The sequence below is a fragment of the Vibrio sp. TRT 2004 genome (assembly GCF_050113735.1).
Lineage (GTDB): Bacteria > Pseudomonadota > Gammaproteobacteria > Enterobacterales > Vibrionaceae > Vibrio.
Genome location: NZ_JBNJOH010000033.1, coordinates 22,733 through 49,243, shown reverse-complemented (window position 1 = coordinate 49,243; position 26,511 = coordinate 22,733). Strand labels below are relative to the sequence as shown.

At 45.5% G+C, this 26,511-nt stretch carries 22 protein-coding genes; 12 read left to right on the top strand and 10 right to left on the bottom strand.

Going from position 1 to position 26,511, the window contains the following annotated elements; translation table 11 throughout:
- Positions 1-117: 117 nt before the first annotated feature.
- From asnB to nagA, 4 genes are all read right to left on the bottom strand, one after another.
- Entirely contained in the window at positions 118-1,782 is a 1,665-nt protein-coding gene (gene asnB, locus ACQEXR_RS13820) for an asparagine synthase B (protein WP_269378188.1), read from the bottom strand.
- Between the two features lie 208 nt (positions 1,783-1,990).
- Positions 1,991-3,580, bottom strand: coding sequence for a cation:proton antiporter (locus ACQEXR_RS13815; RefSeq protein ID WP_426952380.1), 1,590 nt, complete (start codon positions 3,578-3,580; stop codon positions 1,991-1,993).
- A gap of 86 nt (positions 3,581-3,666) precedes the next feature.
- Positions 3,667-4,881, bottom strand: coding sequence for a DNA-binding transcriptional regulator NagC (nagC, locus tag ACQEXR_RS13810; RefSeq protein ID WP_138971774.1), 1,215 nt, complete (start codon positions 4,879-4,881; stop codon positions 3,667-3,669).
- A 2-nt stretch (positions 4,882-4,883) separates the two neighbouring features.
- Complete coding sequence (nagA, locus tag ACQEXR_RS13805; protein ID WP_427020554.1) at positions 4,884-6,020, bottom strand: N-acetylglucosamine-6-phosphate deacetylase; 1,137 nt, start codon at positions 6,018-6,020, stop codon at positions 4,884-4,886.
- Positions 6,021-6,501: 481 nt separating this feature from the next.
- Between nagA and nagE the strand changes: the two genes are divergently transcribed.
- Positions 6,502-8,076, top strand: coding sequence for an N-acetylglucosamine-specific PTS transporter subunit IIBC (gene nagE, locus ACQEXR_RS13800; protein ID WP_426952385.1), 1,575 nt, complete (start codon positions 6,502-6,504; stop codon positions 8,074-8,076).
- Between the two features lie 266 nt (positions 8,077-8,342).
- A complete protein-coding gene (glnS, locus tag ACQEXR_RS13795) occupies positions 8,343-10,013 on the top strand; it encodes a glutamine--tRNA ligase (protein WP_331417976.1) in 1,671 nt (556 codons plus the stop codon).
- A 104-nt stretch (positions 10,014-10,117) separates the two neighbouring features.
- Here glnS and fcrX read toward each other — a convergent pair whose 3' ends face one another.
- A complete protein-coding gene (fcrX, locus tag ACQEXR_RS13790) occupies positions 10,118-10,564 on the bottom strand; it encodes a ferric iron uptake transcriptional regulator FcrX (protein ID WP_138971777.1) in 447 nt (148 codons plus the stop codon).
- 202 nt (positions 10,565-10,766) lie between these two features.
- Here fcrX and ACQEXR_RS13785 point away from each other — a divergent pair, with 202 nt between their 5' ends.
- Positions 10,767-11,267, top strand: coding sequence for a DUF4442 domain-containing protein (locus tag ACQEXR_RS13785; protein ID WP_331417974.1), 501 nt, complete (start codon positions 10,767-10,769; stop codon positions 11,265-11,267).
- Positions 11,268-11,309: 42 nt separating this feature from the next.
- Here ACQEXR_RS13785 and fldA read toward each other — a convergent pair whose 3' ends face one another.
- From fldA to ACQEXR_RS13770, 3 genes are all read right to left on the bottom strand, one after another.
- Positions 11,310-11,843 carry a flavodoxin FldA gene (gene fldA, locus ACQEXR_RS13780; protein WP_138971779.1) on the bottom strand — a complete coding sequence of 178 codons (534 nt, stop codon included), beginning with the start codon at positions 11,841-11,843 and terminating at the stop codon, positions 11,310-11,312.
- Positions 11,844-11,886: 43 nt separating this feature from the next.
- Positions 11,887-12,108, bottom strand: a complete 222-nt coding sequence (locus ACQEXR_RS13775) for a DUF2788 domain-containing protein (RefSeq protein ID WP_053440537.1) — start codon at positions 12,106-12,108, stop codon at positions 11,887-11,889.
- A gap of 93 nt (positions 12,109-12,201) precedes the next feature.
- The gene (locus ACQEXR_RS13770) at positions 12,202-12,966 is read right to left on the bottom strand and encodes an alpha/beta fold hydrolase (RefSeq protein WP_427020553.1); all 765 of its coding nucleotides are present in this window, start codon (positions 12,964-12,966) and stop codon (positions 12,202-12,204) included.
- A 92-nt stretch (positions 12,967-13,058) separates the two neighbouring features.
- Between ACQEXR_RS13770 and seqA the strand changes: the two genes are divergently transcribed.
- The gene (gene seqA / locus ACQEXR_RS13765; protein WP_138971782.1) at positions 13,059-13,601 is read left to right on the top strand and encodes a replication initiation negative regulator SeqA; all 543 of its coding nucleotides are present in this window, start codon (positions 13,059-13,061) and stop codon (positions 13,599-13,601) included.
- Between the two features lie 96 nt (positions 13,602-13,697).
- Entirely contained in the window at positions 13,698-15,344 is a 1,647-nt protein-coding gene (gene pgm / locus ACQEXR_RS13760; protein ID WP_427020552.1) for a phosphoglucomutase (alpha-D-glucose-1,6-bisphosphate-dependent), read from the top strand.
- 179 nt (positions 15,345-15,523) lie between these two features.
- On the opposite strand, the gene ACQEXR_RS13755 is transcribed toward pgm, so the two are convergent.
- Positions 15,524-16,285 (bottom strand): DUF1853 family protein, encoded by a 762-nt coding sequence (locus ACQEXR_RS13755; protein ID WP_331417970.1) that lies wholly within the window; start codon positions 16,283-16,285, stop codon positions 15,524-15,526.
- 114 nt (positions 16,286-16,399) lie between these two features.
- On the opposite strand from ACQEXR_RS13755, the gene ACQEXR_RS13750 reads away from it, so the two are divergent.
- A complete protein-coding gene (locus ACQEXR_RS13750) occupies positions 16,400-17,158 on the top strand; it encodes a Nif3-like dinuclear metal center hexameric protein (protein WP_331417969.1) in 759 nt (252 codons plus the stop codon).
- Between the two features lie 152 nt (positions 17,159-17,310).
- On the opposite strand, the gene ACQEXR_RS13745 is transcribed toward ACQEXR_RS13750, so the two are convergent.
- Entirely contained in the window at positions 17,311-18,600 is a 1,290-nt protein-coding gene (locus tag ACQEXR_RS13745; protein ID WP_269378199.1) for a citrate synthase, read from the bottom strand.
- Between the two features lie 395 nt (positions 18,601-18,995).
- Between ACQEXR_RS13745 and sdhC the strand changes: the two genes are divergently transcribed.
- From sdhC to odhB, 6 genes are all read left to right on the top strand, one after another.
- Complete coding sequence (sdhC, locus tag ACQEXR_RS13740) at positions 18,996-19,388, top strand: succinate dehydrogenase cytochrome b556 subunit (RefSeq protein ID WP_006881303.1); 393 nt, start codon at positions 18,996-18,998, stop codon at positions 19,386-19,388.
- A complete protein-coding gene (sdhD, locus tag ACQEXR_RS13735) occupies positions 19,382-19,726 on the top strand; it encodes a succinate dehydrogenase, hydrophobic membrane anchor protein (RefSeq protein ID WP_138971787.1) in 345 nt (114 codons plus the stop codon). The genes sdhC and sdhD overlap by 7 nt, the downstream gene beginning before the upstream one ends.
- Positions 19,727-21,493, top strand: coding sequence for a succinate dehydrogenase flavoprotein subunit (sdhA, locus tag ACQEXR_RS13730; RefSeq protein ID WP_269378202.1), 1,767 nt, complete (start codon positions 19,727-19,729; stop codon positions 21,491-21,493).
- 18 nt (positions 21,494-21,511) lie between these two features.
- On the top strand, positions 21,512-22,222 hold the full coding sequence (locus ACQEXR_RS13725; RefSeq protein WP_138971789.1) for a succinate dehydrogenase iron-sulfur subunit: 711 nt from the start codon (positions 21,512-21,514) through the stop codon (positions 22,220-22,222).
- A 91-nt stretch (positions 22,223-22,313) separates the two neighbouring features.
- On the top strand, positions 22,314-25,139 hold the full coding sequence (gene sucA / locus ACQEXR_RS13720) for a 2-oxoglutarate dehydrogenase E1 component (protein WP_331417968.1): 2,826 nt from the start codon (positions 22,314-22,316) through the stop codon (positions 25,137-25,139).
- A 28-nt stretch (positions 25,140-25,167) separates the two neighbouring features.
- Complete coding sequence (gene odhB / locus ACQEXR_RS13715; RefSeq protein WP_427020551.1) at positions 25,168-26,373, top strand: 2-oxoglutarate dehydrogenase complex dihydrolipoyllysine-residue succinyltransferase; 1,206 nt, start codon at positions 25,168-25,170, stop codon at positions 26,371-26,373.
- Positions 26,374-26,511: the final 138 nt, after the last annotated feature.

Genomic DNA, 26,511 nt, shown 5'->3' with positions numbered 1-26,511 from the left:
GGGTAGAACTACAGGCAAAGCCTCACTGAATGATAACCACCTACTGAAGTAGGTGGTTTAGGGCTGAAAATAAAAAAAGACACCTAAATAGGTGCCTTTGAATCAGTTGCTGCTGGCTTAGTAAGCGTCGTTATGTACGCTCTTAACCGCACGTCCTGAAGGGTCAGCCATATTTTTGAATGACTCATCCCATTCAATCGCTTTCGCTGAAGAACAGGCTACCGATGGACCGCCAGGAACACATTCTGCTGCTGATGGCAGAGGGAACAACTCTTCAAAGATCTCACGGTATACGTAGCCTTCTTTAGTTGTTGGTGTGTTGTATGGGAAGCGGTAAGACGCCGTTTCCATTTGTTGGTCTGTGATTTTCGCTTCAGCCACTTCTTTTAGTGTGTCAATCCAGCTGTAGCCAACGCCATCTGAGAACTGCTCTTTCTGACGCCATGCGATTGAGTCTGGTAGGTAATGTTCGAAACACTCACGCAGGATATGTTTTTCCATCTTACCATTGCCGCACATCTTGTCTGCTGGGTTGAGACGCATTGCGACATCAATGAACTCTTTGTCTAGGAAAGGTACACGGCCTTCGACACCCCAAGCCGCAAGAGACTTGTTGGCACGAGCACAGTCAAACATATTAAGTGCAAGCAGTTTACGTACTGTCTCTTCGTGGAACTCTTGAGCGTTTGGTGCTTTGTGGAAGTAGAGGTAGCCACCAAAGATTTCATCCGCGCCTTCACCTGATAGCACCATCTTGATGCCCATCGCTTTGATCTTACGTCCCATCAAGAACATTGGTGTCGATGCACGAATCGTCGTTACGTCGTATGTCTCGATATGGTAAATCACGTCACGAATGGCATCTAGACCTTCTTGAATGGTGTAAGTCATTTCGTGGTGAACGGTACCGATTTTTTCAGCCACTTCACGTGCAGCTTTAAGATCTGGTGCGCCTTCTAAGCCAACCGCAAATGAGTGTAGTTGAGGCCACCATGCTTCTGATTTCTCATCATCTTCGATACGCATAGCCGCAAAGCGCTTCGCGACCGCTGAAGTGATTGATGAATCGAGGCCACCAGAGAGTAGAACACCGTAAGGAACGTCGGTCATCAGTTGGCGTTTAACCGCGGCTTCCAACGCTTCTTTTAGTTCTTCTTTGCTGCTGCTGTTACCTTGAACGGCCGCGTACTCATTCCAGTCACGAATGTAGTAACGTTGTGGCTCAGAGTCTGTGCTGCTGTAGTAACTGCCTGGAGGAAATTCACTCACGGTTTTACATACAGGCACTAATGCTTTCATTTCTGAAGCGACATAGTAGTTACCATGCTCGTCGTAGCCCTGGTAAAGAGGAATGATACCGATGTGGTCACGACCAATCAGGTATTGATCTTTCTCTTCATCGTACAGTACGAACGCAAAGATACCGTTCAGTTCTTCAAGTAAATCAGCACCCATATCTTGGTACAGGGCTAAGATCACTTCACAGTCTGAGTCTGTTTGGAAGTCGTACTTGCCTTCATAACGAGCGCGGATCTCTTTGTGGTTGTAGATTTCGCCGTTAACCGCAAGGATGTGTTTCTTGTCTGGACTGTATAGAGGTTGCGCACCACTGTTTAGACCTACGATTGCAAGGCGCTCATGCGCAAGAATGGCTTTTGGTGATGAGTAGATACCAGACCAGTCTGGGCCACGATGGCGAAGCTTTTTAGACATTTCCAACGCGACTGGACGTAGCGCTTCTGCATCACTTTTGATGTCTAAAATACCAAAAATTGAACACATACAACTTCCCTTTAAATTTTATTTAATCTGTTAAGTTCAATTTGCCATTCTGATTAAAAAAATCAACCTTCAATGATAAAAAAAATCAATAAAAAGCCATTGTGTTAGATGGTGTTTAATTAAAGTATGTTTTTGGTGAATAATTTTCACTAAAGGTCGTTTTTTGTTCGCTGGGCATAAAAAAGGCAGCGAAATTGCTGCCTAAGTTTTATTTATGCTTCGAGAACGAAGGTTGTAATTGTTCACAAACATGGCGGGCAAAACCGCTGCCTGCCTCATTGTAGATATTGAATGCCGCATCGACACCATCTTGAATGAGTGCGTCCAACTGATCGGGATACTCTGCAATCGCAGCAATTTGACCTTGGAAGTTACGGCGCTTTAACTGTTCGAGCGCGATTTGATTACCTTGGTGGTGCGGCATAGCTAATAGCACCAGCTTAACATTTGCGGTGTCTAAGATGCGCTCCCAGAAGTCCGGGTCGGTCGCATCGCCTGCAATAACGTTTCGACCATGGCTTTTATGAACGTGTGCAGCGTCTTCACGTACTTCAATACCTAAACTGATTTTTCCATAACGTTTACGCAGTTCATCGTAAGCACCTGTACCAATTCGACCCATGCCGAGGATAAGTACTTGAGCGTGTCCAGGGTTGATTAACTGGTCACGTGTGTTTAGCGTTTCTGCTGCGTGCTCGCGCAACCAACGACCAGAGCGTTGATACAATGCATGACCGTGACGGTTGATAGGGGCGGATAAGACAAATGAAATTGATACAGATATCGCCAAGGCAACCAGAATGTCACTGCTCATCCAACCCATTTTATACGCCAGTCCCCCAACAATAAGGCCGAATTCACTGAAGTTGAATAGGCTTAATGATGCCAATAGAGACGTACGGACACGGAACTTAAAGCCGTTAAGTACCAGAAAATAGAGGATGCCCTTGAGAGGCAGTAGCATCAAGAAGAGTAACGCCAACGCAAGGCCTGATAGCGTTGGTTGAGCTGACAGGCCAATATTGAGGAAGAAACAGACTAAGAACAGCTCTTTGAGGTTGAAAAGCGATTTAGATAGCTCTGACGCTTTTTTATGCCCAGCAAGCAGCATTCCGAGGATCAGTGCGCCTAAATCTGGCTTCATTCCAACCAACTCGAATAACCCCGCACCTGCGACGAGTGCAAAGAAGATTCCAAGTAGAACCAACATCTCACCATGGCCTACCCAGTCAAGCATCTTGTAAAACAGAGGTCTGAGAAGTGGTAACGCGAATAGACCAATAGCATACCACTCGGGGAGTTTACCCGTTGATGCAGTTAAGAAGACAACAGCAAAAATATCCTGCATGACTAAGATACCAATGGCGATGGTACCGTAGGTCGCGTTCATTTCCCCTTTCTCTTGCAGCGATTTCACTGCAAATACGGTACTTGAGAAAGAGAGCGCAAAGCCAAGTAGCAGCAGTTGGTCCATTGACATTGCTGCTAATGAACTTACGCCAAGAAACTTAAAGCAGAACAGAACAACGCTGAAGAGGGCAGTAGAGAGTAGGTTATGAACCGTTGCCCCTGCCCATATTTCTTTGGAGAGTAGGGTTTTAATATCGAGCTTTAAGCCAATGGTAAACAGAAGTAGCGTGACTCCTAAATCGGCCAAAGTGATGATGGTTTCATTAGATTGATAGCCAAATGCATGTAAAGCAAAGCCTGCTAACAAAAAACCGACCAGTGGAGGTAGGTTACATTTGAGCGCAATAAAGCCAGCTAGGAAAGCGGCTGAAATTAAAATGAGTTCCATATAGTTGCGATTTCGTCCTAAAAAAACGGGCTACATATTCGTAGCCCGTTATTCTAACTCAATTAGTTGCTTACTGGTGCAGAAGATTAATCTTCTAACAATTTTTGTAACAAAACGCCATTTAACATGGCACGCTTAACCATAGCAAACGCACCTAAGGTCGGTTTCTTGTCGATTTGAGAGGCTACAATCGGTAATCCGCTATGGAATGTGGTCAAAGATTGATTTTCGACATTACGGCGGATGGCTGGGAAGACGATCTCTTCACACTGAGTGATATCACCCGCGATAACGACTTTTTGTGGGTTGAATAAGTTAATGGTAATTGCAATTGCTTTACCAAGTTGATTACCCACGCGAACCAGACTCTGTTTTGCTAACTCATCACCTAGGTTGGCGTGTTCGCAGACATCAGATATACGGATAGTTTCAAGCGCAGTCAGACTGGACTCATAGCCTTGTTTAATCAGCTTGTTTACGCGCTCAACGATGGCAGGGTTAGCTGCAACCGTTTCAAGACAGCCAAAATTACCACATTGGCATTGCTCGCCCAGTGGGTCGATCTGGATGTGACCAATCTCACCTACGTTGCGATTATAGCCAAGGAATACCTGACCATTAACGATGATACCTGCACCGGTTCCTCGGTGAACACTGACTAAGATTGAATCCTGACAATCTTTACTCGCACCAAAGTAATGTTCTGCCAATGCCATACCACGCACGTCGTTGCCGACAAAGCATTGGACATGGAAAGTCTTTTCAATCACATCCGATAGTGCAAGGTTATCAATAGTGATGTTTGGCATGTATTCAACAACACCGGTTTCTGGATTCACCAGACCCGGTAGAATGACGCCAATAGCGATCAATTGATTGATGCTTGTTTGATGGGTTTGAATAAAAGTCTTTAAGTGAGACAGCAAACCTTCAACCAACTCTTCCTCGGTGGTGTAGAAGAATTCGTTGTAGTCTGAAGCAAGCTCTTTGGCACCTAAATCATAAAGGCTGAACTGAATGTAATCTCGCCCTAGACGAATCGCGACAGAGTGAAATGGCTCTACTTCTGTTGTGAGTGATATCGCGCGACGTCCACCGGTAGAAGCTTGTTGCGCGACCTCTTTGATTAGGCCGCGCTCGAGGAGTTGGCGGGTAATTTTTGTAACACTGGCAGGAGCCAGTTGACTGACGTCTGCAACTTGGATCCTAGAAATAGGGCCCTGCTGGTCAATCAGTCTATAAACTGCTGCACTATTTAGCTGTTTTACTAAATCTACGTTACCTATTTGTCCGCCATTCATTCTTAATTTTGCTCGTATTGTCCGTTAACAACCGTCGCTTGGACGTTGAAGTCACGGTCAAAAACAGTCAGGTTGGCAATCATACCTTTTTTCACAAGGCCAAGTTTGTCTGCCATACCGATTGCTTTTGCAGGATACAGAGTAGCCATACGCAGTGCTTCGTCCAGAGCGATACCGACGTGCTCAACAGTATTTTGTACTGCTTCAATCATAGTGAGTGCTGAGCCGCCTAGTGTGCCATTTTCATCAACACACTTACCATCTCGGTAATATACTTTCTTACCAACAAAAATAAAGTAATCCATGTCAGCGCCTGCAGGAGCTGTGGCATCGGTCACTAATACTAATTTTTCGCCCTTAATTTTGTGAGCGATTCGAATGTTTGCATAGTCGACATGGAACCCATCAGCAATGATACCTGCATAGACATCTGGCGTGTCGTAAATGGCACCGACGACACCTGGTTCACGACCAACCATAGGTGTCATCGCGTTGAATAGGTGTGTTGCGAAGGTAATACCAGCCTCAAACCCACGTCGTGCTTCAGCATACGTCGCATTGGTATGACCGATAGACACAACAATACCTGCTTGTTTAAGGCGCTCGATATGAGCCAAGTCGTTGTGTTCCGGTGCTAACGTGACTTTTGCAATGACATCTGCGTTGTCACACATGAAGTCAATCATATTGTTATCTGAAGGGCGAATGTAGTCGACGCTATGAATCCCTTTCTTCATGACGTTAAGGTACGGTCCTTCAAGATGAAGACCTAGAGACTGGTTTTGGTATTTTGCGTGGTATTCACGCGCTGCTGCAACCGCTTGACGCATATCTTCGTCAGAAGAGGTGATAAGAGTCGGGAGGAAGCTTGTACAGCCTGACTTTAGGTTAGCTTGATGCATGATTTGCATTGTTTCAGCAGTGATTTCGTCATTGAGCATCACACCGCCGCAGCCGTTTAACTGTAGATCAATAAAGCCTGGGCTGACATTAGCACCATTTAGGTCGCGAGTTTCGATACCTTGAGGAAGTTCAGATACAGGGCATACTGAATCAATAACATCGTTGTTAATGATGACAGCATGGTCAACGAGCACATCGCTGCCAGTATAGATTTTACAGTTAGTTAGCGCATACATAGTTAGCTAATCCTTATAGGTTAGATTCTTAATACTTTTAGGTGACTAATTGAGCCCTTCTCGTCACAAGGTGGCACTTTATTCGTACGCTTCAATTAGATCGCAAAATATCTTTAGCAAACGGACAATTGGGTCTTCTAAATCACGTCAGTCACCGTGGTCGATGCTGGTGGAACATACGTGTCATATTGGCTCGATAAATGTAGGCGGTGCCTTATATAACAGTAATCGTAGCTCTTATCTATAATGTAAGAATACCGCGAATATCGGGTAATGAATGCTATTTTTTTGGATTGTAAAATAAGTTTTATGATCTCGCTAGCAAAAACCTTGGATATTGGCTGTTTCTGGTGATTATGATCACAAATGATGAGGTTTTAATTTGCGGAGCAAAATTAATGTCATAAACTGAGCAGGACTAAATTGAGCGACTAAAAAAAGTAGCTCAGCCAAAAACAAAATCCTATAGGGGGAACTTAAGGTGAATATTCTTGGATATGCGCAAAAGTTAGGTAAAGCTCTTATGCTTCCTATCGCAACGCTTCCAGTTGCGGCGCTCTTACTACGTTTAGGTCAAGGCGACCTACTAGATATTCCATTCATGGCGCAAGCGGGTGGAGCAATCTTCAGTCAATTACCACTTCTATTTGGTCTTGGTATCGCAATTGGTCTATCTAAAGATGGTCAAGGCGCTGCTGGCCTAGCTGGTGCCGTTGCATACTTCGTGCTAACAGCAACAGCAACAACAATTAATGCTGACATCAACATGTCATTCTTCGGTGGTATCATCGGCGGTATTATTGCGGGTCACTCATACAACGCTTTCCATGCAACCCGTCTTCCTGAGTGGTTGGCATTCTTCTCTGGTAAACGTCTAGTCCCTATCATGGCAGGTCTATTCGCTCTAGTTGCAGGTGCAATCGCAGGTGTTGTATGGCCAAGCATTCAAAGTGGTCTTGACGCTCTTGCACACGCAGTTTCGACTTCTGGCGCAATTGGTCAGTTCGTTTACGGTACTCTTAACCGTGCGCTAATCCCTGTAGGTCTTCACCACGTTCTTAACTCATACTTCTGGTTCGGTATGGGTACGTGTCAAGAAGTTCTAGTTACTGGTGCTCAAGCTGCTGGTCAGGCTCTACCTGCACTACAACAGCTTTGTGTTGACCCAGCTCTAGCTAAGACTCTTGTTGCTGGTCAAACTCACACATTTGAATTTGCTAACGCTGTAACTCCAGAAATCACTGCAACTGTTAAAGAAGTAACTGAAACAGTTAAGTCTGGTGACCTACACCGTTACTTCGGTGGCGACAAAGCTGCTGGCGTATTCATGAACGGCTTCTTCCCTGTAATGATGTTCGGTCTACCAGGTGCGGCTCTAGCTATGTACTTCGCAGCTCCAGCTGAAAAACGTAGCCAAGTTGGTGGTGCACTATTCTCAGTAGGTTTCTGTTCATTCCTAACTGGTATCACAGAGCCGCTAGAATTCATGTTCGTGTTCCTAGCTCCAGCTCTATACGCAATGCACGCTGTATTCACTGGTCTATCTCTAGTTGTTGCTAACATGTTTGGTACGCTACACGGCTTTGGTTTCTCTGCTGGTCTAATCGACTTCGTACTGAACTGGGGTCTAGCAACTAAACCGTTCACTCTACTGCTAATCGGTCTAGGCTTCGGTGCTCTATACTTCTTCACTTTCACGTTCGCTATCCGCGCATTCAACCTGAAATCTCCAGGTCGTGAAGATGACGACGAAGAAGCGTCAGCTGCTCCAGCAGGCGATGCTAAAAACGGCGACCTAGCACGTCAGTACCTGAAAGCTCTAGGTGGTCATGACAACCTAACTTCAATTGACGCTTGTATCACTCGTCTACGTCTTACTCTAAAAGACCGCTCTGTAGCTGACGAAGTTGTACTTAAGAAGCTTGGTGCTAAGGGTGTTGTGAAACTAGGTGAGAACAACCTTCAAGTTATCCTTGGTCCTCTAGCTGAAATCGTTGCTGGCGAAATGAAAGCAATCGGTGCTAACGAAGACCTATCTGATGTAAAACTTCCATAATAACCTCTGGTTAATTGGTAAGTGACGAAAGCCTCCTTTGGGAGGCTTTCTTGCGTTTGAAGCTAAACAAAATGGATTCGATGAAAAGCTAACCAGCTTTTGACTGTTATCAATATAAAACAGGGATTATTTGCGAATAAAGCTTCGGTTGTAGTTGTGTATTGATTAAGAATTGTGGATCATTAGTCGTTATATGCTTTGAACATGCTCACGCCTGTTCGAAGATCAATTTCTCTGACAATACTACAACAATTGAGGTGCTATAGATGAGTGAAGCTGAAGCTCGTCCATCGAATTTCATTCGCCAGATCATCGATAAAGATTTAGCGGATGGTACACACACAAGCGTGCATACTCGTTTCCCGCCAGAGCCAAATGGCTATCTGCATATCGGTCACGCTAAGTCAATTTGCTTGAACTTCGGTATTGCTCAGGACTATCAGGGTAAATGTAACCTTCGTTTTGATGATACAAACCCAGAAAAAGAAGACGTTGAATACGTTGAGTCAATTAAGAATGATGTGAGCTGGTTAGGCTTCGAGTGGGATGGTGAAGTATGTTATTCATCAGACTATTTCGACAAGCTTTACGGCTACGCAGTGGAATTAATTAACAAAGGCTTAGCGTACGTTGAAGAGCTAAGTCCTGAGCAGATCCGAGAGTACCGTGGCACACTTACTCAACCAGGTAAGCCAAGCCCGTACCGTGACCGTACTCCTGAAGAAAACTTAGCGCTATTTGAAAAGATGCGAGACGGCGGTTTCGAGGAAGGTAAGGCGTGTCTACGAGCTAAGATTGACCTAGCGTCTTCTTTCATCGTACTGCGCGATCCTGTGCTTTACCGTGTTCGTTTTGCTGAACATCACCAAACAGGCAATAAATGGTGCATTTACCCAATGTACGATTTCACGCACTGTATTTCTGATGCGTTAGAAGGCATTACACACTCAATCTGTACGTTAGAGTTCCAAGACAACCGCCGTCTGTACGACTGGGTTCTTGAGAACATCACTATTGATTGCCAACCTCGTCAGTACGAGTTCAGCCGTCTGAATCTTGAATACACAGTAATGTCTAAGCGTAAGCTGAACCAACTAGTCACAGAAAAACTGGTTGATGGTTGGGATGACCCGCGTATGCCGACAATCTCAGGTCTACGTCGTCGTGGCTTCACGCCTGCTTCAATCCGTGAGTTCTGTAAACGTATCGGTGTAACTAAGCAAGAAAACATGATCGAAATGGGCTCACTAGAGTCTTGTATTCGTGATGATCTGAATGAGAACGCACCACGCGCGATGGCGGTGCTAGATCCTGTTAAGATTGTTATTGAAAACTTCGAAGAAGGTAACATTGAGTCACTGACTGTCGCGAACCATCCAAACAAACCTGAAATGGGCGAGCGTGAAGTGCCATTTACTCGTGAACTTTGGATCGAACGTGAAGACTTCCGTGAAGAAGGTAACAAAAAGTACAAGCGTCTAGTTCTTGGTAAAGAAGTTCGTTTGCGTGGTGCTTACGTGATCAAAGCGGAACGCGTAGAGAAAGATTCAGAAGGTAACATCACAACTATCTTCTGTAGCTACGACAATGAAACGCTAGGTAAGAACCCTGCGGATGGTCGTAAAGTGAAAGGTGTTATTCACTGGGTATCAGCAGATAAAGGCCTACCAGCTGAAATTCGTCTGTATGATCGTCTGTTTACCGTGCCAAACCCAGCAGCAGCAGATAACTTCGCTGAGACAATTAACCCAGACTCATTGGTAAAACTAAACGGCTTTGTTGAGCCTAGCCTAGCGGATGCAGAGGGCGAGAAAGGTTATCAGTTTGAGCGTATGGGTTACTTCTGCGCCGATGCTAAAGACTCTAAAGCCGATGCGTTGGTCTTTAACCGCACCGTTGGTTTGCGTGATACTTGGGCGAAGATCGAAGCTCAGTAATCACAACCAAAGTGACCACAAATGCCAGTCTTGAGACTGGCATTTTTTTCGCTTCAGAGATGAGCACTATGCTTGTTAAAAAAGCACCCTAGGGTGCTTTTTTATTATTTAGCTTTGTGCGCGTCCGGATTGCCTTTGCACGTACCATCACTGCACTTACCGTACAAGTATAGGCTGTGGTTGGTTAGCGTCACGTTGTATTTGGCAGCAATTTCCTTCTGACGCTCTTCAATTACGTCGTCCGAAAATTCGATAACCTCACCGCAATCAAGACACACTAAGTGGTCATGATGGTGCTGTGTAGACAGTTCAAACACAGATTTACCACCTTCGAAGTGGTGGCGAGTTACGATACCTGCATCATCAAATTGGTTTAATACGCGGTAAACGGTAGCTAGACCGATCTCTTCCCCTAGATCAATCAGCTTCTTATATAAATCTTCAGCGCTAATATGTTGGCAGTCTGGCTGCTGTAGGACTTCTAAAATCTTAAGTCTAGGAAGGGTTACCTTTAGACCAGCATCCTTGAGCGCTTGGTTATTGTCTGACATATACTTTCCTGTTGATGATCTGCAGTAATTAACAGAATTCAATATTCCTATCATTATAGGGTAGTAGACATCAACAATAAACCACGAACTTCAAGGGGTTACTAGTATTTTTCTATAAACTAGTGCAAAGTCACTGATAAAGGACATCCGACCAGTTACAATCAGTTAACAATTCGCAATTAGACACAGTTAGGGAAGAACAATGAATAAGTCTTTGGCGAAAATCTATAAGCCAGGTGTGGTTAAATTTGCTCTCAACTCATGGCCTCCGTTTTGGGGGGCTGGCATTAAAATCCTATCGATCAGTGATGACTTTCGTGAAGTTAAAATGAAATTGAAGCTGCGTTGGTGGAACAAAAATGCCAACAGAACCCAATATGGTGGCAGTATTTTTTCTTTAACCGATCCAACTTACTCTCTGATGCTGATGGGGATTCTGGGTGAACGGTATTACGTTTGGGATAAGGAAGCCAGTATCAACTTCATTAAGCCCGGCCAGAGTGATCTGTTTGCCGAATTTCGAGTGACAGACGATCAATTGCAAAACATTCTGTCGCAGACGGCGGAAGGTGAGAAATGTTTCCCCGAGTTTGTTATCTATGTCAAAGATAAACAGGGCAACATTGTTTCTGAAGTGCAGCGCAAGCTATACGTGAGGAAGAAACCCCAATTCAGGGATGAGGGTGAACAACAGACAGCATAAAAAAACCTCCCAATGGGAGGTTTTAAACAACTTGAATTGCGATTAGTCTTCTAGCTCTGCTAAGCACATCTCTTCGTGGATTTGCTTACACCAGTTGATGACGCGCTGTTCAGTCAGTTCTGGTTGACGATCTTCATCAATACATAGACCAACGAATAGGCTGTCGTCGCCTTCGACTAGACCTTTTGATGCTTCGAATTCGTAGCCTTCAGTAGAAGTATGGCCAAGGATAGTGCCGCCTTTCGCTTCAACAATGTCACGTACTGTACCCATTGCATCACAGAAGTACTCTGCGTAGTCTTCCTGATCACCACAACCAAAGATCGCAACTAGCTTAGTTGAGAAATCAATTTGCTCTAGCTCTGGAAAGAAGTCGTCCCAGTCACATTGCGCTTCGCCGTAGTACCATGTTGGGATACCAAGAAGAAGAAGGTCGAAGTTATCGATGTCTTCTTTGCTACTTTTCGCAATATCTTGAACATGAACCAGTTGTTTACCTAGTTGCTTTTGAATCATCTTTGCAACAGCTTCAGTGTTACCTGTGTCGCTACCAAAGAAGATGCCTACACTTGCCATAGATTCGTTACCTTTAACTATTATCTGTTGTGACCCGACTTGATCAGCCTAGACCACCACCTTCCCAACTTAGCTGGATAATGCCTTTAGCAATAAACCCAGCACAGCCAAGAAATAGGACTAACCATACAATGCGACGACCGAAAGGGGGAACATTACCCGCTTTTAAGACATCTTTTATCGCCATACCAATCAAGAAAAAGATAGACGCGAAAAGTAGATCGAGACCAATAGACTCGAGCATATTCATGTAGTCGTAAAGCATGGAATCCCTTTGTGCCAAATTACTTGCGCCGCACTATACCATTGTTGCTCACTAAAGTTAACGGTCAGAGCACAACTGACCTCTCATTCTGTTTTAAGCAATAAATTTACGTATTGCACGCAGCACTTCAGCTGGCTTTTCTGCATGAAGCCAGTGACCAGTATTCGCGATCACATGAGCTTTGGCGTGACGAAATTGCTGCTGGACGAGCGGTTGATGTTCACCAGTGAGGTAATCTGAATCTCCTCCTTTGATAAAGAGGGTCGGAGTGTCAATGGATTCGATAGGTTGCCAGCCGAGTATTTCCGTATAGTTAGCCAATAAGCTCTCTACATTGAAACGCCACGCGAGATGAGTGCCGTTGTTGTATAAGGACTTGCCAAGAAATTGTCGCACGCCTTCGAGTTCAATATGTTGTGCGAGGATATCGAGAGCTTGCTTGCGGTTAGCTGGTTTTTCCGCGGTAACAGCCTGTAATCCTTGGAAAACATTGTCGTGACGGTTTTGCGTGTATTTCACTGGCGCCATGTCTAAAACGATCAGTTTTTCAACTCGATCTGCTGCCATTTCAGCTACCTTCATGGCCACTTTTCCACCCATTGAATGACCAATAAGAGTGTAGGACTCAAACTCCAGTGATGTCAGTAATTGGTAGACATCCTCCGCCATGAGCGGATAACTGTGCTCTTCGCTCTGAAACGATTGACCATGGTTTCTTAGATCGACACTAACCACTTGATGATCTTGGCGCAAATCTCGAGCCAATAGCCCAAGGTTGTCCAAATTACCAAACAAACCGTGGATCAAAACTATGGTGTGACCCTCACCTTCGACTTTGTAGTTGAGCAGATGTGACATTTTATTTTATTCGTTACCGGTTAACCGTAGAGTCTCTTTAAAGATCTCGCTATAATCCCCCAGAGTTTAAACATAGAGATTGTGAAAAGCGAATGAAAACAATTGAGGTTGATGAGGATCTATACCGTTACATCGCAAGTCAAACCCAGCATATTGGCGAGAGTGCTTCGGATATCTTACGCCGTCTATTGATGACGGATGTACAGAGCTCGGTAGCAAGCCAACCGCAGGTAGCGACGCAACCAAAGGGTGTAGTGGTTAGCAAAGATGCAATTAAAGAAGAGACAGTAGACAGTGTCAAAGAGATGCGTTCTCTGCTTATTTCCGATGAGTTTGCTGGTCTTAAAAAAGCGATTGATCGCTTCATGCTTGTTTTATCTACGCTGCATCACATTAATCCAAATGGTTTCTCTGAAGCAACGCAAGTTAAAGGCCGTAAGCGAGTTTACTTCGCGGATAACGAGCAGACCCTACTTGCCAACGGTAATACGACTAAGCCAAAAGCGATTCCAGGTTCACCTTTTTGGGTTATTACCAATAATAATACCAGTCGAAAAAGACAGATGGTTGAGCAACTTATGACGCGAATGAGTTTCCCATCAGATCTCATCGAGAAAGTGACAAACTCGATTTAAAAATCAAAATTATCTGATTCAAACCTCATAATGCGTTATATAGTTCACGTATTATGAGGTTTTTTTATTTCTCTGTATTTTAGAAAGGATGTCAAAATGGCGATGCACCCACGAGCGGGACAAAAAGCTCAGCAGCAAGATCTACACAATATTCCAGCGTTAGTTTCAAATTACTTCCTTCTCCAACCTAATCCTTCAAACACAGCACACAAAGTTGAATTTGGTACTTCTGGCCATCGCGGTACGGCGGATAAAGTGACCTTTAACGAGCACCATATTCTGGCGATTGCTCAAGCTGTTGCTGAAGTACGTGCTGAAAAAGGAACGACAGGACCACTTTTTGTGGGTAAAGATACTCACGCACTTTCTGAGCCTGCGTTTTCGACAGTGGTAGAAGTGCTAGTCGCCAATGGTGTGCAAGTGATTGTACAGGAAAATAACGGCTATACCCCGACACCTGGTGTCTCTCATGCAATCCTGACGCACAATTTAGTAAACCAAGATAAAGCCGATGGTATCGTTATTACGCCTTCCCATAACCCACCACAAGATGGTGGTATTAAGTACAACCCGACACATGGTGGCCCTGCCGAAGGTGAACTGACTCAGGCTATCCAAGATCGTGCGAATGCACTGATTGCTGAAGGGCTTCAAGGCGTGAAACGCATGCCGTTAGCACAAGCAAAAGCGTCAGAGCTATTCATTCAAAAAGATCTTGTGAAACCATACATCGATGACTTAGTGAATGTGATCGATATGGAAGCGATTCAAAAATCGAATCTTAAAATTGGTGTCGATCCATTAGGGGGGAGTGGCATTGATTACTGGCGTCAGATCGCAACAGCGTACAATCTAGATTTAACCTTGGTCAGTGAAGCGATTGATCCTTCGTTCCAGTTCATGTCTCTAGATAAAGATGGCGTGGTACGTATGGACTGCTCGTCGCCTTACGCGATGGCTGGCCTCTTAGCACTTAAAGATGAGTATGATTTAGCGTTTGGTAATGACCCAGATTACGACCGCCACGGTATTGTTACACCGAAAGGCCTAATGAACCCGAACCACTTCTTAGCCGTGTGTATTGACTACCTATATCGTCATCGTGAAGGCTGGGGTAAAGATGTCGCGGTAGGCAAGACGCTAGTATCAAGTGCCTTGATTGACCGAGTTGTCGCGGACTTAGGTCGTGAACTATGCGAAGTACCTGTGGGCTTTAAGTGGTTTGTAGATGGCCTTTACGAAGGTAAGTTTGGCTTTGGTGGTGAAGAGAGTGCAGGGGCGTCTTTCTTACGTAAGGACGGTACGCCTTGGTCAACCGACAAAGATGGCATTATTTTATGTCTGCTAGCCGCTGAAATTACCGCAGTAACTGGCAAAAATCCTCAGCAATACTATGAAGAGCTTGCAGCTAAGCACGGCACTTCTGAATACAACCGTATTCAAGCTGTGGCGAACGGCCCGCAAAAAGAGGTACTGAAGAAGCTTTCAGCTGAAATGGTGACGGCGGAGACTTTAGCGGGTGATGCTATCACAGCGCGTCTGACTCATGCTCCGGGCAATGGCGCAGCGATTGGCGGTCTTAAAGTAACGACTGAAAACGGCTGGTTTGCAGCGCGTCCGTCAGGTACTGAAGATATTTACAAAATCTATTGCGAGAGCTTTAAAGGTGCAGAACACCTGAAACAGATCGAAGCCGAAGCGCAAGAGATTGTGAATCAGGTTTTCGCTAAAGCTGGGCTTTAAAGCGAAGGTGCCTCTTAGGCTACGCTTCGTCCTTCTAGAAGGCGAGCAATGGTCTGAAGTTGCAGTTTCAGTATCAAGAAAGGGTTGACGCCGAGCGTCAGCCCTTTAATTTTTCGCTACTCGCTACTCGCTACTCGCTACTCGCTACTCGCTACTCGCTACTCGCTACTCGCTACTCGCTACTCGCTACTCGCCCCTGGCCAACTATCCGGCACAACAAACCAAAACTGTCCTTCTTTACTCTGTGCATGCACAAAGCGCCCGTTCGGTTTATCTATCGGGGTATCAAATAGATCCGTCCCCGTGGCCCACTGTGGTTTTTCAAGTGGGTAGAGTGGCTCTCCAATCTGCTCCCACTGACTTTGATAACACCAATAGCCACTAATCTGACTGTGATTCAATCGATAGCCTAAACACTGTTGAGGAACCTCTTCAGGGGAAAAAGGATTGATATAAAGTCGACCTTGCAGGAGTAAGTGCTCTGACAGATCTTCATATTGTGGGTACTGTGTTAAGAACTCTGGACGAGCGCTCATCTTGAGTTGATGAGATAACATTCTATTGAGTTTGATATCGAGTTGGTCGTGAGCATTCGGCCCATACCATGTACCTTGGTGCAATAGGTAGAACTTTATGGCGACTTCCCAATGCTCCAATCGTTGCTCAATAGTGTTGCTTAAAATGAGATCAATGGCACCAAGCGTCTGACCTGACGGCTGGTTGACCTGAATCTCTTCGGCTTCTAACTGATAGTGACCGCTATGCTTGAGTAGTTCTGTACACAAATATTGATAGAGAAAACCGAGTCTAGGATTACCACGATATTCACTCGCTTCCAGTGGGGGAGGTATCAAGTGTTCAAGGCTCTCGAAAGGGGCTTTTAATTCAAATAGTGAAGGCGCAGCCGCTATCCAGTGATAGAAACGTTCGAGTTGGCTCATCCAAAGACCTGATAATTTGGGTTTGGCACTATTGTAACGAGCTGCTGGTATCGTTGCTATGGTTGGAATACACTTTGAAGCAACTAAGTAAACAGTCATCGATCGGACAAGAGAATGAACAACTTAAAACTAGAAAAGATTCTGAATGAGAAGCTGTCTCCGCAGTTGATCAAGGACTATGCGCCAAACGGGCTCCAAATTGAAGGCAAAGAGACCATTGAGAAAGTCGTGACGGGCGTAACCGCTTCACAGGCATTGATTGATAAAGCGATCGAACTCAATGCGGATGCAATTATTGTCCATCATGGTTATTTCTGGAAAGGCGAACCTGAACCAATTCGTGGCATGAAAGGGAAACGCATTCGTAGCCTGATAAAAAATGATATCAACTTACTGGGTTACCATCTGCCTTTAGATATTCACCCTGAATTAGGTAACAACTCGGAACTTGCACGCCTGCTCGACATTGAGGTCGAAGGGGGAATGGAAGGTCATGAACAATCTGTCGCAATGTTTGGTCGCCTAAACCCGCCTATGTCTGGTGGTGAGTTCGCCCATAAAATTGATAAAGTGCTTAATCGCCAACCTCTCCACATCGCACCTGAAGATGACAGTAAACTCATTGAGACCATCGGCTGGTGCACCGGTGGTGGTCAGGACTACATTGAATTGGCAGTTCGTCTCGGACTTGATGCGTTTATTTCCGGTGAGATATCTGAACGTACGACCTACACGGCTCGTGAAATGGGGGTGCACTACTTTGCTGCCGGCCACCATGCCACTGAACGTTACGGGATCAAAGCTCTGGGTGAATGGTTGGCACAGGAGCATGGATTAGATGTGACATTTATCGACATTGATAATCCAGTTTAGGAAAAGGATGGGCTGTGCCCTTCGGTAGTCGAGCTTATTGTGAGGTGAGGCGTTGATGGAACTCACCTTTTATTCGCCATCACTTTCTCGAATTCATAAAAAAGGGTTGATGTTTTCACATCAACCCTTTGTCTATTTAGAAACTATCAGTTTTATTCACGCTCGTGGATAGGCGAGAATTCACGTTGAACTTCACCTGTGTAAAGCTGACGAGGACGACCGATACGGTTAAGTGGGTCGCTGTGCATTTCGTTCCAGTGTGCAATCCAGCCAATCGTGCGTGATAGAGCAAAGATTACCGTAAACATAGAAACTGGAATACCAATCGCTTTAAGAATGATACCTGAGTAGAAATCTACGTTCGGGTATAGTTTCTTAGATACGAAGTATTCGTCAGAAAGGGCAATACGCTCAAGTTCCATTGCTACATCAAGCAGTGGATCTTGGATGTTTAGCTCTTTAAGCACTTCGTGACACGTTTCTCGCATTACAGTTGCGCGTGGATCGTAGTTCTTGTAAACGCGGTGACCGAAGCCCATTAGGCGGAACGGGTCATCTTTATCTTTCGCGCGTGCAACATACTCAGGGATGTTGTCTACGCTACCGATCTCTTCAAGCATCTTCAGGCACGCTTCGTTAGCACCGCCGTGAGCAGGGCCCCAAAGTGATGCGATACCAGCCGCAATACATGCAAACGGGTTAGCGCCTGAAGAACCAGCTAGACGTACAGTAGACGTCGATGCGTTTTGTTCATGGTCTGCGTGTAGAGTGAAGATCTTGTCCATTGCGCGAGCAACAACAGGATTAACTTCATACTCTTCACATGGGTTAGCGAACATCATGTGTAGGAAGTTCTCTGCATAGCTTAGGTCATTACGTGGGTAAATGAACGGCTGACCAACTGAGTACTTGTAACACATTGCCGCAAGTGTTGGCATTTTTGACAATAGTCGGAATGCCGTGATCTCACGGTGTACGTCATTATTAATGTCGAGTGAATCGTGGTAGAAAGCAGCTAATGCGCCAACAACACCACACATTACAGCCATTGGGTGAGCATCACGACGGAAGCCGTGGAAGAAGCTTGCGATTTGCTCATGGACCATAGTGTGACGAGTGACTGTTGTTTTGAACTGCTCGTATTGCTCACGTGTAGGGGCTTCACCATAAAGAAGGATGTAACATACTTCTAAATAATCAGCATTATTAGCTAGCTGATCAATCGGGTAACCGCGGTGCAAAAGAATACCTTTGCCGCCATCGATGTAGGTGATTTGAGATTCACAGGATGCAGTGGCAAGAAAACCTGGGTCAAAAGTGAAAAATCCGTTTGCTCCCAGTTTACGAACGTCAATTACTGGTGTGCCTAAAACACCTTCAGTAATTGGTAGCTCGATAGGCGCTTGACCTTCAACGTGAAGGGTAGCTTTCTTATCTGCCATAACAATCTCCTTTGTTTATTATTTAATCCGTCCAGGATGTTTGTGTGACATTTTTGTACGTGTGTTCGTTATCAAAGTCAATTTTTCTCCTCTGATGTGTGCACTTGTTATGATTTTTTGAAGGTGTAACGTTAAAAATCTGGTCTGTGTAGCAAAAATTGTTACATCAATTGTATTAGAATGTTGCCAGCCGTATAGTGGCGCAGTAAATTTTGGTGGAAACCTTATAAATTCAAGGCTTGAAACAAGTGTGAGGTGAAGTTTTAATCCTTGTTGTTAACAATTATTTTACAAAATACTCCGACAATTGTTGCAGTCAACTGTTAAATAAATGTTAACTTTTGTAGGTTTGCAATCAAAATTCGTTCATAACTATAAATGCTCAATGGAGCTGAGTGAGCAAGCCCGTGAAAGAAAGAAAGTCAAGACCTGTTAATTTAGATTTACAGACCATTCGCTTTCCGATCACTGCAATCGCATCTATCTTACACCGTGTCTCCGGTGTGATTACGTTTGTGGCTGTCGGAATTTTGCTGTGGTTATTATCCATTTCGCTATCCTCCCCAGTCGGTTATGCAGAGGCTGTTGATATTGTAGACGGTTTCTTTGTGAAGTTTATCTTATGGGGCATCTTAACGGCTTTGGCCTATCACATCGCTGGTGGTGTTCGTCACCTACTGATGGATATGGGTCATTTTGAAGAGCTGGAATCTGGTGCAATGAGCGCTAAGGTTGCATTCGCAGCTACAGCCGTTCTGTCTCTATTGGCGGGGGTAATGGTATGGTAAAACATATTTCATCTTTTGGTCGTAATGGTGTCCACGATTTCCTATTGATTCGTGCGACTGCGATCATCATGACACTTTATACTATTTATCTGGTTAGCTTCTGTGCTTTCACGGATATTTCTTACGTATCTTGGACTCAGTTCTTTGGTGGCACATTCACTAAAGTGTTCACGATGCTAGCGTTAGTTTGTGTTTTAATCCACGCATGGATTGGCTTGTGGCAAGTTCTTACTGACTACATCAAGTGCGCTAAGCTTCGTGGCGGCCTACAGTTAGGCATTATCGCTGTACTGTTTGGTTACTTCTTCTCTGGTCTATTTATTCTGTGGGGTGCGTAAGTGTCTATTCCAGTTCGCGAATTTGATGCCGTTGTAATCGGCGCTGGTGGTGCAGGCATGCGTGCTGCGCTACAAATTTCTGAGCAAGGCCTATCATGTGCGTTGCTTTCTAAAGTTTTTCCTACTCGTTCTCACACGGTATCAGCACAGGGCGGTATCACGGTTGCGTTAGGTAACGCACATGAAGACCACTGGGAACAGCATATGTACGATACCGTTAAAGGTTCAGACTACATCGGCGACCAAAACGCTATCGAGTACATGTGTAAGAACGGTCCTGAGTCAGTTATCGAACTAGAGAAAATGGGTCTACCTTTCTCTCGTTTTGACAACGGTACTATCTACCAACGTCCTTTTGGCGGTCAGTCGAAAAACTTTGGTGGCGAGCAGGCTGCTCGTACCGCAGCGGCTGCTGACCGTACAGGTCACGCGCTTCTACACACGCTTTACCAACAAAACATCAAACACAAAACAACGGTTTTCTCTGAGTGGTATGCACTTGACCTTGTTAAGAATGAAGATGGTGTTGTTCTAGGTTGTACAGCGCTATGTATGGAAACGGGTGAAGTTTGTTACTTCAAAGCTAAAGCGACCATCCTAGCAACGGGTGGTGCAGGTCGTATCTACGCATCAACAACTAACGCTCACATCAACACGGGTGATGGTGTTGGTATGGCACTACGTGCTGGCGTACCTATGCAAGATATGGAAATGTGGCAGTTCCACCCAACGGGTATCGCTGGTGCAGGTGTTCTTGTAACTGAAGGTTGTCGTGGTGAAGGTGGTTACCTCCTAAACAAAGATGGCGAGCGCTTTATGGAGCGTTATGCACCAAACGCGAAAGACCTTGCTGGTCGTGACGTTGTTGCTCGTTCAATGATGATCGAAATTCGTGAAGGCCGTGGCTGCGATGGTCCATGGGGTCCTCACATTAAACTGAAACTGGATCACCTAGGTAAAGAGACGTTAGAGTCACGTCTACCTGGTGTTTGTGAACTGTCTCGTACGTTTGCACACGTTGACCCAGTTAAAGAGCCAATTCCAGTCATCCCAACTTGTCACTACATGATGGGTGGTATCCCAACTCAGGTATCTGGTCAGGCAATCAAGCAAGATGCAAATGGCGCGGACGTTGAGGTTCAAGGCCTATTTGCTTGTGGTGAGATTGCGTCTGTATCGGTTCACGGTGCTAACCGTCTAGGTGGTAACTCACTACTAGACTTAGTCGTATTTGGTCGTGCAACAGGTCTGCACCTAGGTGAAACTCTAGCGAAGCAAGCGGAAGCGAAACCAGCGACAGAAGCGGATATCGAACGTTCTCTAGAGCGTTACAACCGTTGGGAAAACAGCACTGAGGGTGAAGACCCAGCGCAAATTCGTAAAGATCTACAAAGATGTATGCAGAACAACTTCTCGGTATTCCGTGAAGGCGATGCTATGGCTAAAGGTCTAGAAGAGCTGAAGGTAATCCGTGAGCGTCTGAAGAACGCACACCTTGCTGACAAGTCAACTGAGTTCAACACGCAACGTATTGAGTGTCTTGAGCTAGAAAACTTAATGGAAACAGCTTACGCAACTGCTGTAGCGGCAAACTACCGTACAGAAAGCCGCGGTGCGCACGCTCGTTTTGACTTCCCAGATCGTGATGATGAGCAGTGGCTATGTCACTCTATCTACAATCCAGAAACGGAAGGCATGAGCAAGCGTGACGTAAACATGGAACCGGTTCACCGTGAAGCGTTTCCACCGAAAGCTCGTACGTACTAAGGAAAGGAGAATAAGAATATGAAACTGAATTTCTCTTTGTACCGCTACAATCCGGACGTCGACCAAAAGCCATACATGAAAGACTACACACTTGAAGTGGAAGATGGTTCTGACATGATGCTACTGGATGCTTTGATCCTGCTGAAAGAGCAAGATCCAAGCATCTCATTCCGCCGTTCATGCCGTGAAGGCGTATGTGGTTCAGACGGTCTGAACATGAACGGTAAGAATGGTCTTGCGTGTATCACACCGCTATCTGCTCTTAAAGCAGACAAGATTGTGATTCGCCCACTACCAGGTCTGCCAGTGGTTCGAGATCTTATTGTTGACATGACGCAGTTCTACGATAACTATGCGAAAGTTAAGCCTTTCTTGATTGATGACGGTGCTCTGCCGCCATCACGTGAGAATCTGCAAACACCTGACGAGCGTGCTCATCTAGATGGTCTGTACGAATGTATCATGTGTGCATGTTGTACAACTTCATGTCCGTCTTTCTGGTGGAACCCTGACAAATTTATTGGTCCAGCTGGTCTACTAGCCGCTTACCGTTGGTTAATTGATAGCCGCGATACAGCAACAGATGAACGTCTATCAAATCTTGATGACGCATTTAGCGTTTTCCGTTGCCACGGCATCATGAATTGTGTAAGTGTTTGTCCTAAAGGACTAAATCCGACGAAAGCTATCGGTCATATCAAAACGATGCTGGTTAATCGTTCGGTGTAATTAACAACAAATTGCCGACCTATCCTAGGTCGGCTCTTAATAGCTCGGCGTAGACCGAAGCAAACGTGAAAACTACTGGTTAAGGGAAAATATGCACAACGGCGTGATGAAGGCGTGGCTCGAGTCTTCACACTTGGCTGGCGCCAATGCAACGTATGTAGAGGACCTCTACGAACTGTATCTAAGTGATCCCGATCTGGTAAGTGAGGAGTGGAAACGTGTTTTTGATGGTTTACCTAAGCCATCAGAAGAGGTGGTCGAACAACCACACTCACGTGTCCGTGACTACTTCCGACGACTCGCTCAAGAAACGAAGCATTACAATGTCCAAGTTAGTGATCCTGATGTCGACGCTAAACAGGTAAAAGTACTTCAATTAATCAATGCTTATCGCTTTCGTGGTCACGAAGCGGCTCAGCTTGACCCTTTAGGTTTATGGCAACGTCCACCAGTGGCGGAGCTAGATCCTTCATTCCATAATCTTACACAAGATGATCTTGAAGAAACTTTCAACGTAGGTTCTTTTGCTATTGGCAAAGATACAATGAAGTTGAGAGACATCCACTCTTCGCTGAACAAAATCTATTGTGGTTCGGTTGGTGCTGAATACATGCACATGACTGACACTGAGCAAAAACGTTGGATCCAGCAGCGTTTGGAATCAGTCGTTGGCCAACCAACGTTCAGCAAGGAAGAAAAACAAGAATTTCTTGAAGAGCTGACAGCAGCGGAAGGCTTGGAGCGTTACTTAGGAGCAAAATTCCCAGGTGCAAAACGTTTCTCGCTTGAAGGTGGTGATGCGCTAATCCCAATGACTAAAGAGTTAATCCGTCATGCCGGTAAGAGCGGTATGCGCGAAGTCGTTATTGGTATGGCTCACCGCGGACGTCTTAACATGCTGGTTAACGTTCTTGGTAAGAAACCACAAGACCTATTTGATGAGTTTGCGGGTAAGCATGGCGATTCATGGGGTACGGGTGATGTTAAATATCACCAAGGTTTCTCTGCTGACTTCGCAACACCAGGTGGCGATGTCCACTTAGCGCTAGCATTCAACCCGTCTCACCTTGAGATTGTTAACCCAGTAGTTATCGGTTCGGTTCGTGCTCGTCAGGATCGTTTAGGTGATACTGATGGTTCAACTGTGCTTCCTATTACCATTCATGGTGACTCAGCGATCGCAGGTCAGGGTGTTGTAGCTGAAACCTTCAACATGTCGCAAGCTCGCGGTTTCCGTGTTGGCGGTACGGTTCGTATCGTAGTTAATAACCAAGTAGGTTTCACTACGTCAAACCCGAACGATACCCGTTCGACTATGTACTGTACTGACATCGCTAAGATGGTTCAGGCGCCAATTTTCCACGTTAACGCTGATGACCCAGAAGCGGTCGCCTTCGTTACTCGTATCGCTCTTGATTACCGTAATGAATTTAAGCGCGATGTGGTGATCGATCTTGTTTGTTACCGTCGCCACGGTCACAACGAAGCTGATGAGCCAAATGCGACTCAGCCACTGATGTATCAAAAGATCAAGAAGCACCCAACGCCACGTAAGCTTTACGCAGACGTGTTGATTGAGCGCGGTGACTTCGGGATCGATACAGCGACGCAGCTAGTGAATGAATATCGTGACGCTCTAGACCGCGGCGAAGTGGTTGTTAAAGAGTGGCGCCCGATGGCATTACACTCTGTTGACTGGTCGCCATATCTTGGACATGACTGGGACGTTGAGTGGAAAAACGAGTTTGACAAAGGTCGTCTAGTCGAGCTTGGTCAGCGTATTTGTCAGTATCCAGAAAGCCACAAACTACAGAGCCGCGTTAACAAGCTATACAATGACCGTACAGCAATGTTAAGTGGTGAGAAGGCAATTGACTGGGGTATGGCAGAAACACTTGCCTACGCCACTTTGCTTGATGACGGTAAGCGTATTCGTATCTCAGGTCAGGATTCTGGTCGTGGTACTTTCTTCCACCGTCACTCGGTACTGCATAACCAAAATGATGCTAGTACGTTTGTTCCGCTAGCGAACATTCATGATAAGCAAGGTCCGTTCGAGGTCTTCGACTCAGTGCTATCTGAAGAAGCAGTACTTGCGTTTGAGTACGGTTACGCGACGGCTGAGCCTGGCGGCTTAACGATTTGGGAAGCGCAGTTCGGTGATTTTGCTAACGGTGCACAAGTTGTTATCGACCAGTTCATCTCATCTGGTGAGCAGAAGTGGGCACGTCTATGTGGCCTAACAATGCTACTACCGCACGGTTATGAAGGTCAGGGTCCTGAGCACTCGTCTGCTCGTTTAGAACGTTACCTTCAGTTATGTGCTGAACAAAATATGCAAGTTGTTGTTCCTTCAACTCCGGCTCAGGTTTACCACATGATTCGTCGTCAGGTTGTAAGACCGATGCGCCGTCCACTTGTGGTTATGTCTCCAAAATCTCTGCTTCGTCATCCGCTATGTACTTCAACCATTGAAGAGTTAGCAGAAGGCACATTCCAAGCGGCGATTGGTGAGATTGATGACCTAGAAGCTGCGAAGGTGAAACGCGTTGTTTTCTGTTCTGGTAAAGTTTACTTCGATCTGCTCGAGCAGCGTCGTAACAATGAACAGGATGACGTGGCGATTGTTCGTATTGAACAGCTATACCCATTCCCATTGGATGAAGTTAAGGCTGTCATTGAGCAATACACCAATGTAGAAGATTTTGTCTGGTGTCAGGAAGAGCCTCAAAACCAAGGCGCTTGGTACTGTAGCCAACACAACTTCCGTGCTGCCATCCCAGCAGGTGCAGATCTTAAATACGCTGGTCGCCCAGCATCAGCATCACCTGCAGTAGGTTACATGTCAGTACACTTGAAACAACAGAAAGCGTTGGTTGAAGACGCACTTAACGTGAATACAAAAACTTCGGATTAAGAGCTAGAAGTTAAAGGAAGAAACAGATATGACAATTGAAATTCTGGTTCCAGATTTACCTGAATCTGTCGCTGATGCAACAGTGGCAACATGGCACAAACAACCAGGCGACTTAGTTGCGCGTGATGAAGTACTGGTTGATATCGAGACAGACAAAGTAGTACTTGAAGTACCAGCACCTGAAGCGGGTATTCTGGAAGCCATTATTGAAGAAGAAGGCGCAACAGTACTTTCTAAGCAGTTGATTGCTCGTATTAAGCCAGGAGCGGTAGCGGGTGAGCCGACTACGGACACGACTGAAGAGTCAGAAGCGTCTCCAGATAAGCGTCATAAAGCGTCTCTAACTGAAGAGAGCAACGATGCACTAAGCCCAGCAGTTCGTCGTCTTCTTGCTGAACACGGCCTCGAAGCTAGCCAAGTCAAAGGCACTGGTGTAGGCGGTCGTATCACTCGTGAAGATATTGAAGCACATCTTGCGAACGCTAAAGCGGCACCAAAAACAGATGCTCCTGCTGTTGATGCGCCAGCGGCTGCTCGTAGCCAGAAGCGTGTGCCAATGACGCGTTTACGTAAGACGGTAGCCAACCGTCTTCTAGAAGCGAAAAACAGCACAGCAATGCTAACGACGTTCAACGAAGTAAACATGAAACCAATCATGGATCTTCGTAAGCAATACAAAGACCAGTTCGAAGAGCGTCACGGTATTCGTTTAGGCTTTATGTCTTTCTACGTGAAAGCGGTGACAGAAGCACTGAAACGTTACCCTGAAGTCAACGCATCGATTGATGGCGATGATATCGTTTACCACAACTACTTCGACATCAGCATGGCGGTATCTACGCCACGCGGTCTAGTCACTCCAGTTCTAAAAGATTGTGACACACTAGGCTTCGCTGATATCGAAAAAGGTATCAAAGATCTAGCCATCAAAGGCCGTGATGGAAAACTGACGGTTGAAGACTTGATGGGGGGCAACTTCACTATCACTAACGGTGGTGTATTTGGCTCACTGATGTCTACGCCAATCATCAACCCGCCACAATCAGCGATTCTTGGTATGCACAAGATTCAAGATCGCCCAATGGCAGTTGATGGCAAAGTAGAAATTCTGCCGATGATGTACCTTGCGCTGTCTTACGATCACCGTTTAATCGATGGTCGTGAATCAGTGGGCTTCCTAGTGACGATTAAAGAGTTGCTAGAAGATCCAGCACGTCTGCTATTAGACGTTTAATATCGCCAAAACGTCTAGTCAGTCATTCTGGCTAGGCGTGCGATAGTTTTAAAGGCTAGACTAGCTCAACTGTCTGGCCTTCATTTGAATCGTTAAGCTACTAGAAAATAGATCGCGATTGATTTGAGAAGACCCTAC

Coding starts and splice junctions, on each gene's coding strand:
- sdhD (WP_138971787.1), top strand. CDS start 19,382: ATGGTAAAACATATTTCATCTTTTGGTCGTAATGGTGTCCACGATTTC.
- odhB (WP_427020551.1), top strand. CDS start 25,168: ATGACAATTGAAATTCTGGTTCCAGATTTACCTGAATCTGTCGCTGAT.
- nagA (WP_427020554.1), bottom strand. CDS start 6,020: ATGTATGCGCTAACTAACTGTAAAATCTATACTGGCAGCGATGTGCTC.
- ACQEXR_RS13770 (WP_427020553.1), bottom strand. CDS start 12,966: ATGTCACATCTGCTCAACTACAAAGTCGAAGGTGAGGGTCACACCATA.
- ACQEXR_RS13725 (WP_138971789.1), top strand. CDS start 21,512: ATGAAACTGAATTTCTCTTTGTACCGCTACAATCCGGACGTCGACCAA.
- asnB (WP_269378188.1), bottom strand. CDS start 1,782: ATGTGTTCAATTTTTGGTATTTTAGACATCAAAAGTGATGCAGAAGCG.
- pgm (WP_427020552.1), top strand. CDS start 13,698: ATGGCGATGCACCCACGAGCGGGACAAAAAGCTCAGCAGCAAGATCTA.
- ACQEXR_RS13745 (WP_269378199.1), bottom strand. CDS start 18,600: ATGGCAGATAAGAAAGCTACCCTTCACGTTGAAGGTCAAGCGCCTATC.
- seqA (WP_138971782.1), top strand. CDS start 13,059: ATGAAAACAATTGAGGTTGATGAGGATCTATACCGTTACATCGCAAGT.
- ACQEXR_RS13815 (WP_426952380.1), bottom strand. CDS start 3,580: ATGGAACTCATTTTAATTTCAGCCGCTTTCCTAGCTGGCTTTATTGCG.
- ACQEXR_RS13755 (WP_331417970.1), bottom strand. CDS start 16,285: ATGAGCCAACTCGAACGTTTCTATCACTGGATAGCGGCTGCGCCTTCA.
- glnS (WP_331417976.1), top strand. CDS start 8,343: ATGAGTGAAGCTGAAGCTCGTCCATCGAATTTCATTCGCCAGATCATC.
- nagC (WP_138971774.1), bottom strand. CDS start 4,881: ATGAATGGCGGACAAATAGGTAACGTAGATTTAGTAAAACAGCTAAAT.
- ACQEXR_RS13785 (WP_331417974.1), top strand. CDS start 10,767: ATGAATAAGTCTTTGGCGAAAATCTATAAGCCAGGTGTGGTTAAATTT.
- sucA (WP_331417968.1), top strand. CDS start 22,314: ATGCACAACGGCGTGATGAAGGCGTGGCTCGAGTCTTCACACTTGGCT.
- ACQEXR_RS13750 (WP_331417969.1), top strand. CDS start 16,400: ATGAACAACTTAAAACTAGAAAAGATTCTGAATGAGAAGCTGTCTCCG.
- fldA (WP_138971779.1), bottom strand. CDS start 11,843: ATGGCAAGTGTAGGCATCTTCTTTGGTAGCGACACAGGTAACACTGAA.
- fcrX (WP_138971777.1), bottom strand. CDS start 10,564: ATGTCAGACAATAACCAAGCGCTCAAGGATGCTGGTCTAAAGGTAACC.
- ACQEXR_RS13775 (WP_053440537.1), bottom strand. CDS start 12,108: ATGCTTTACGACTACATGAATATGCTCGAGTCTATTGGTCTCGATCTA.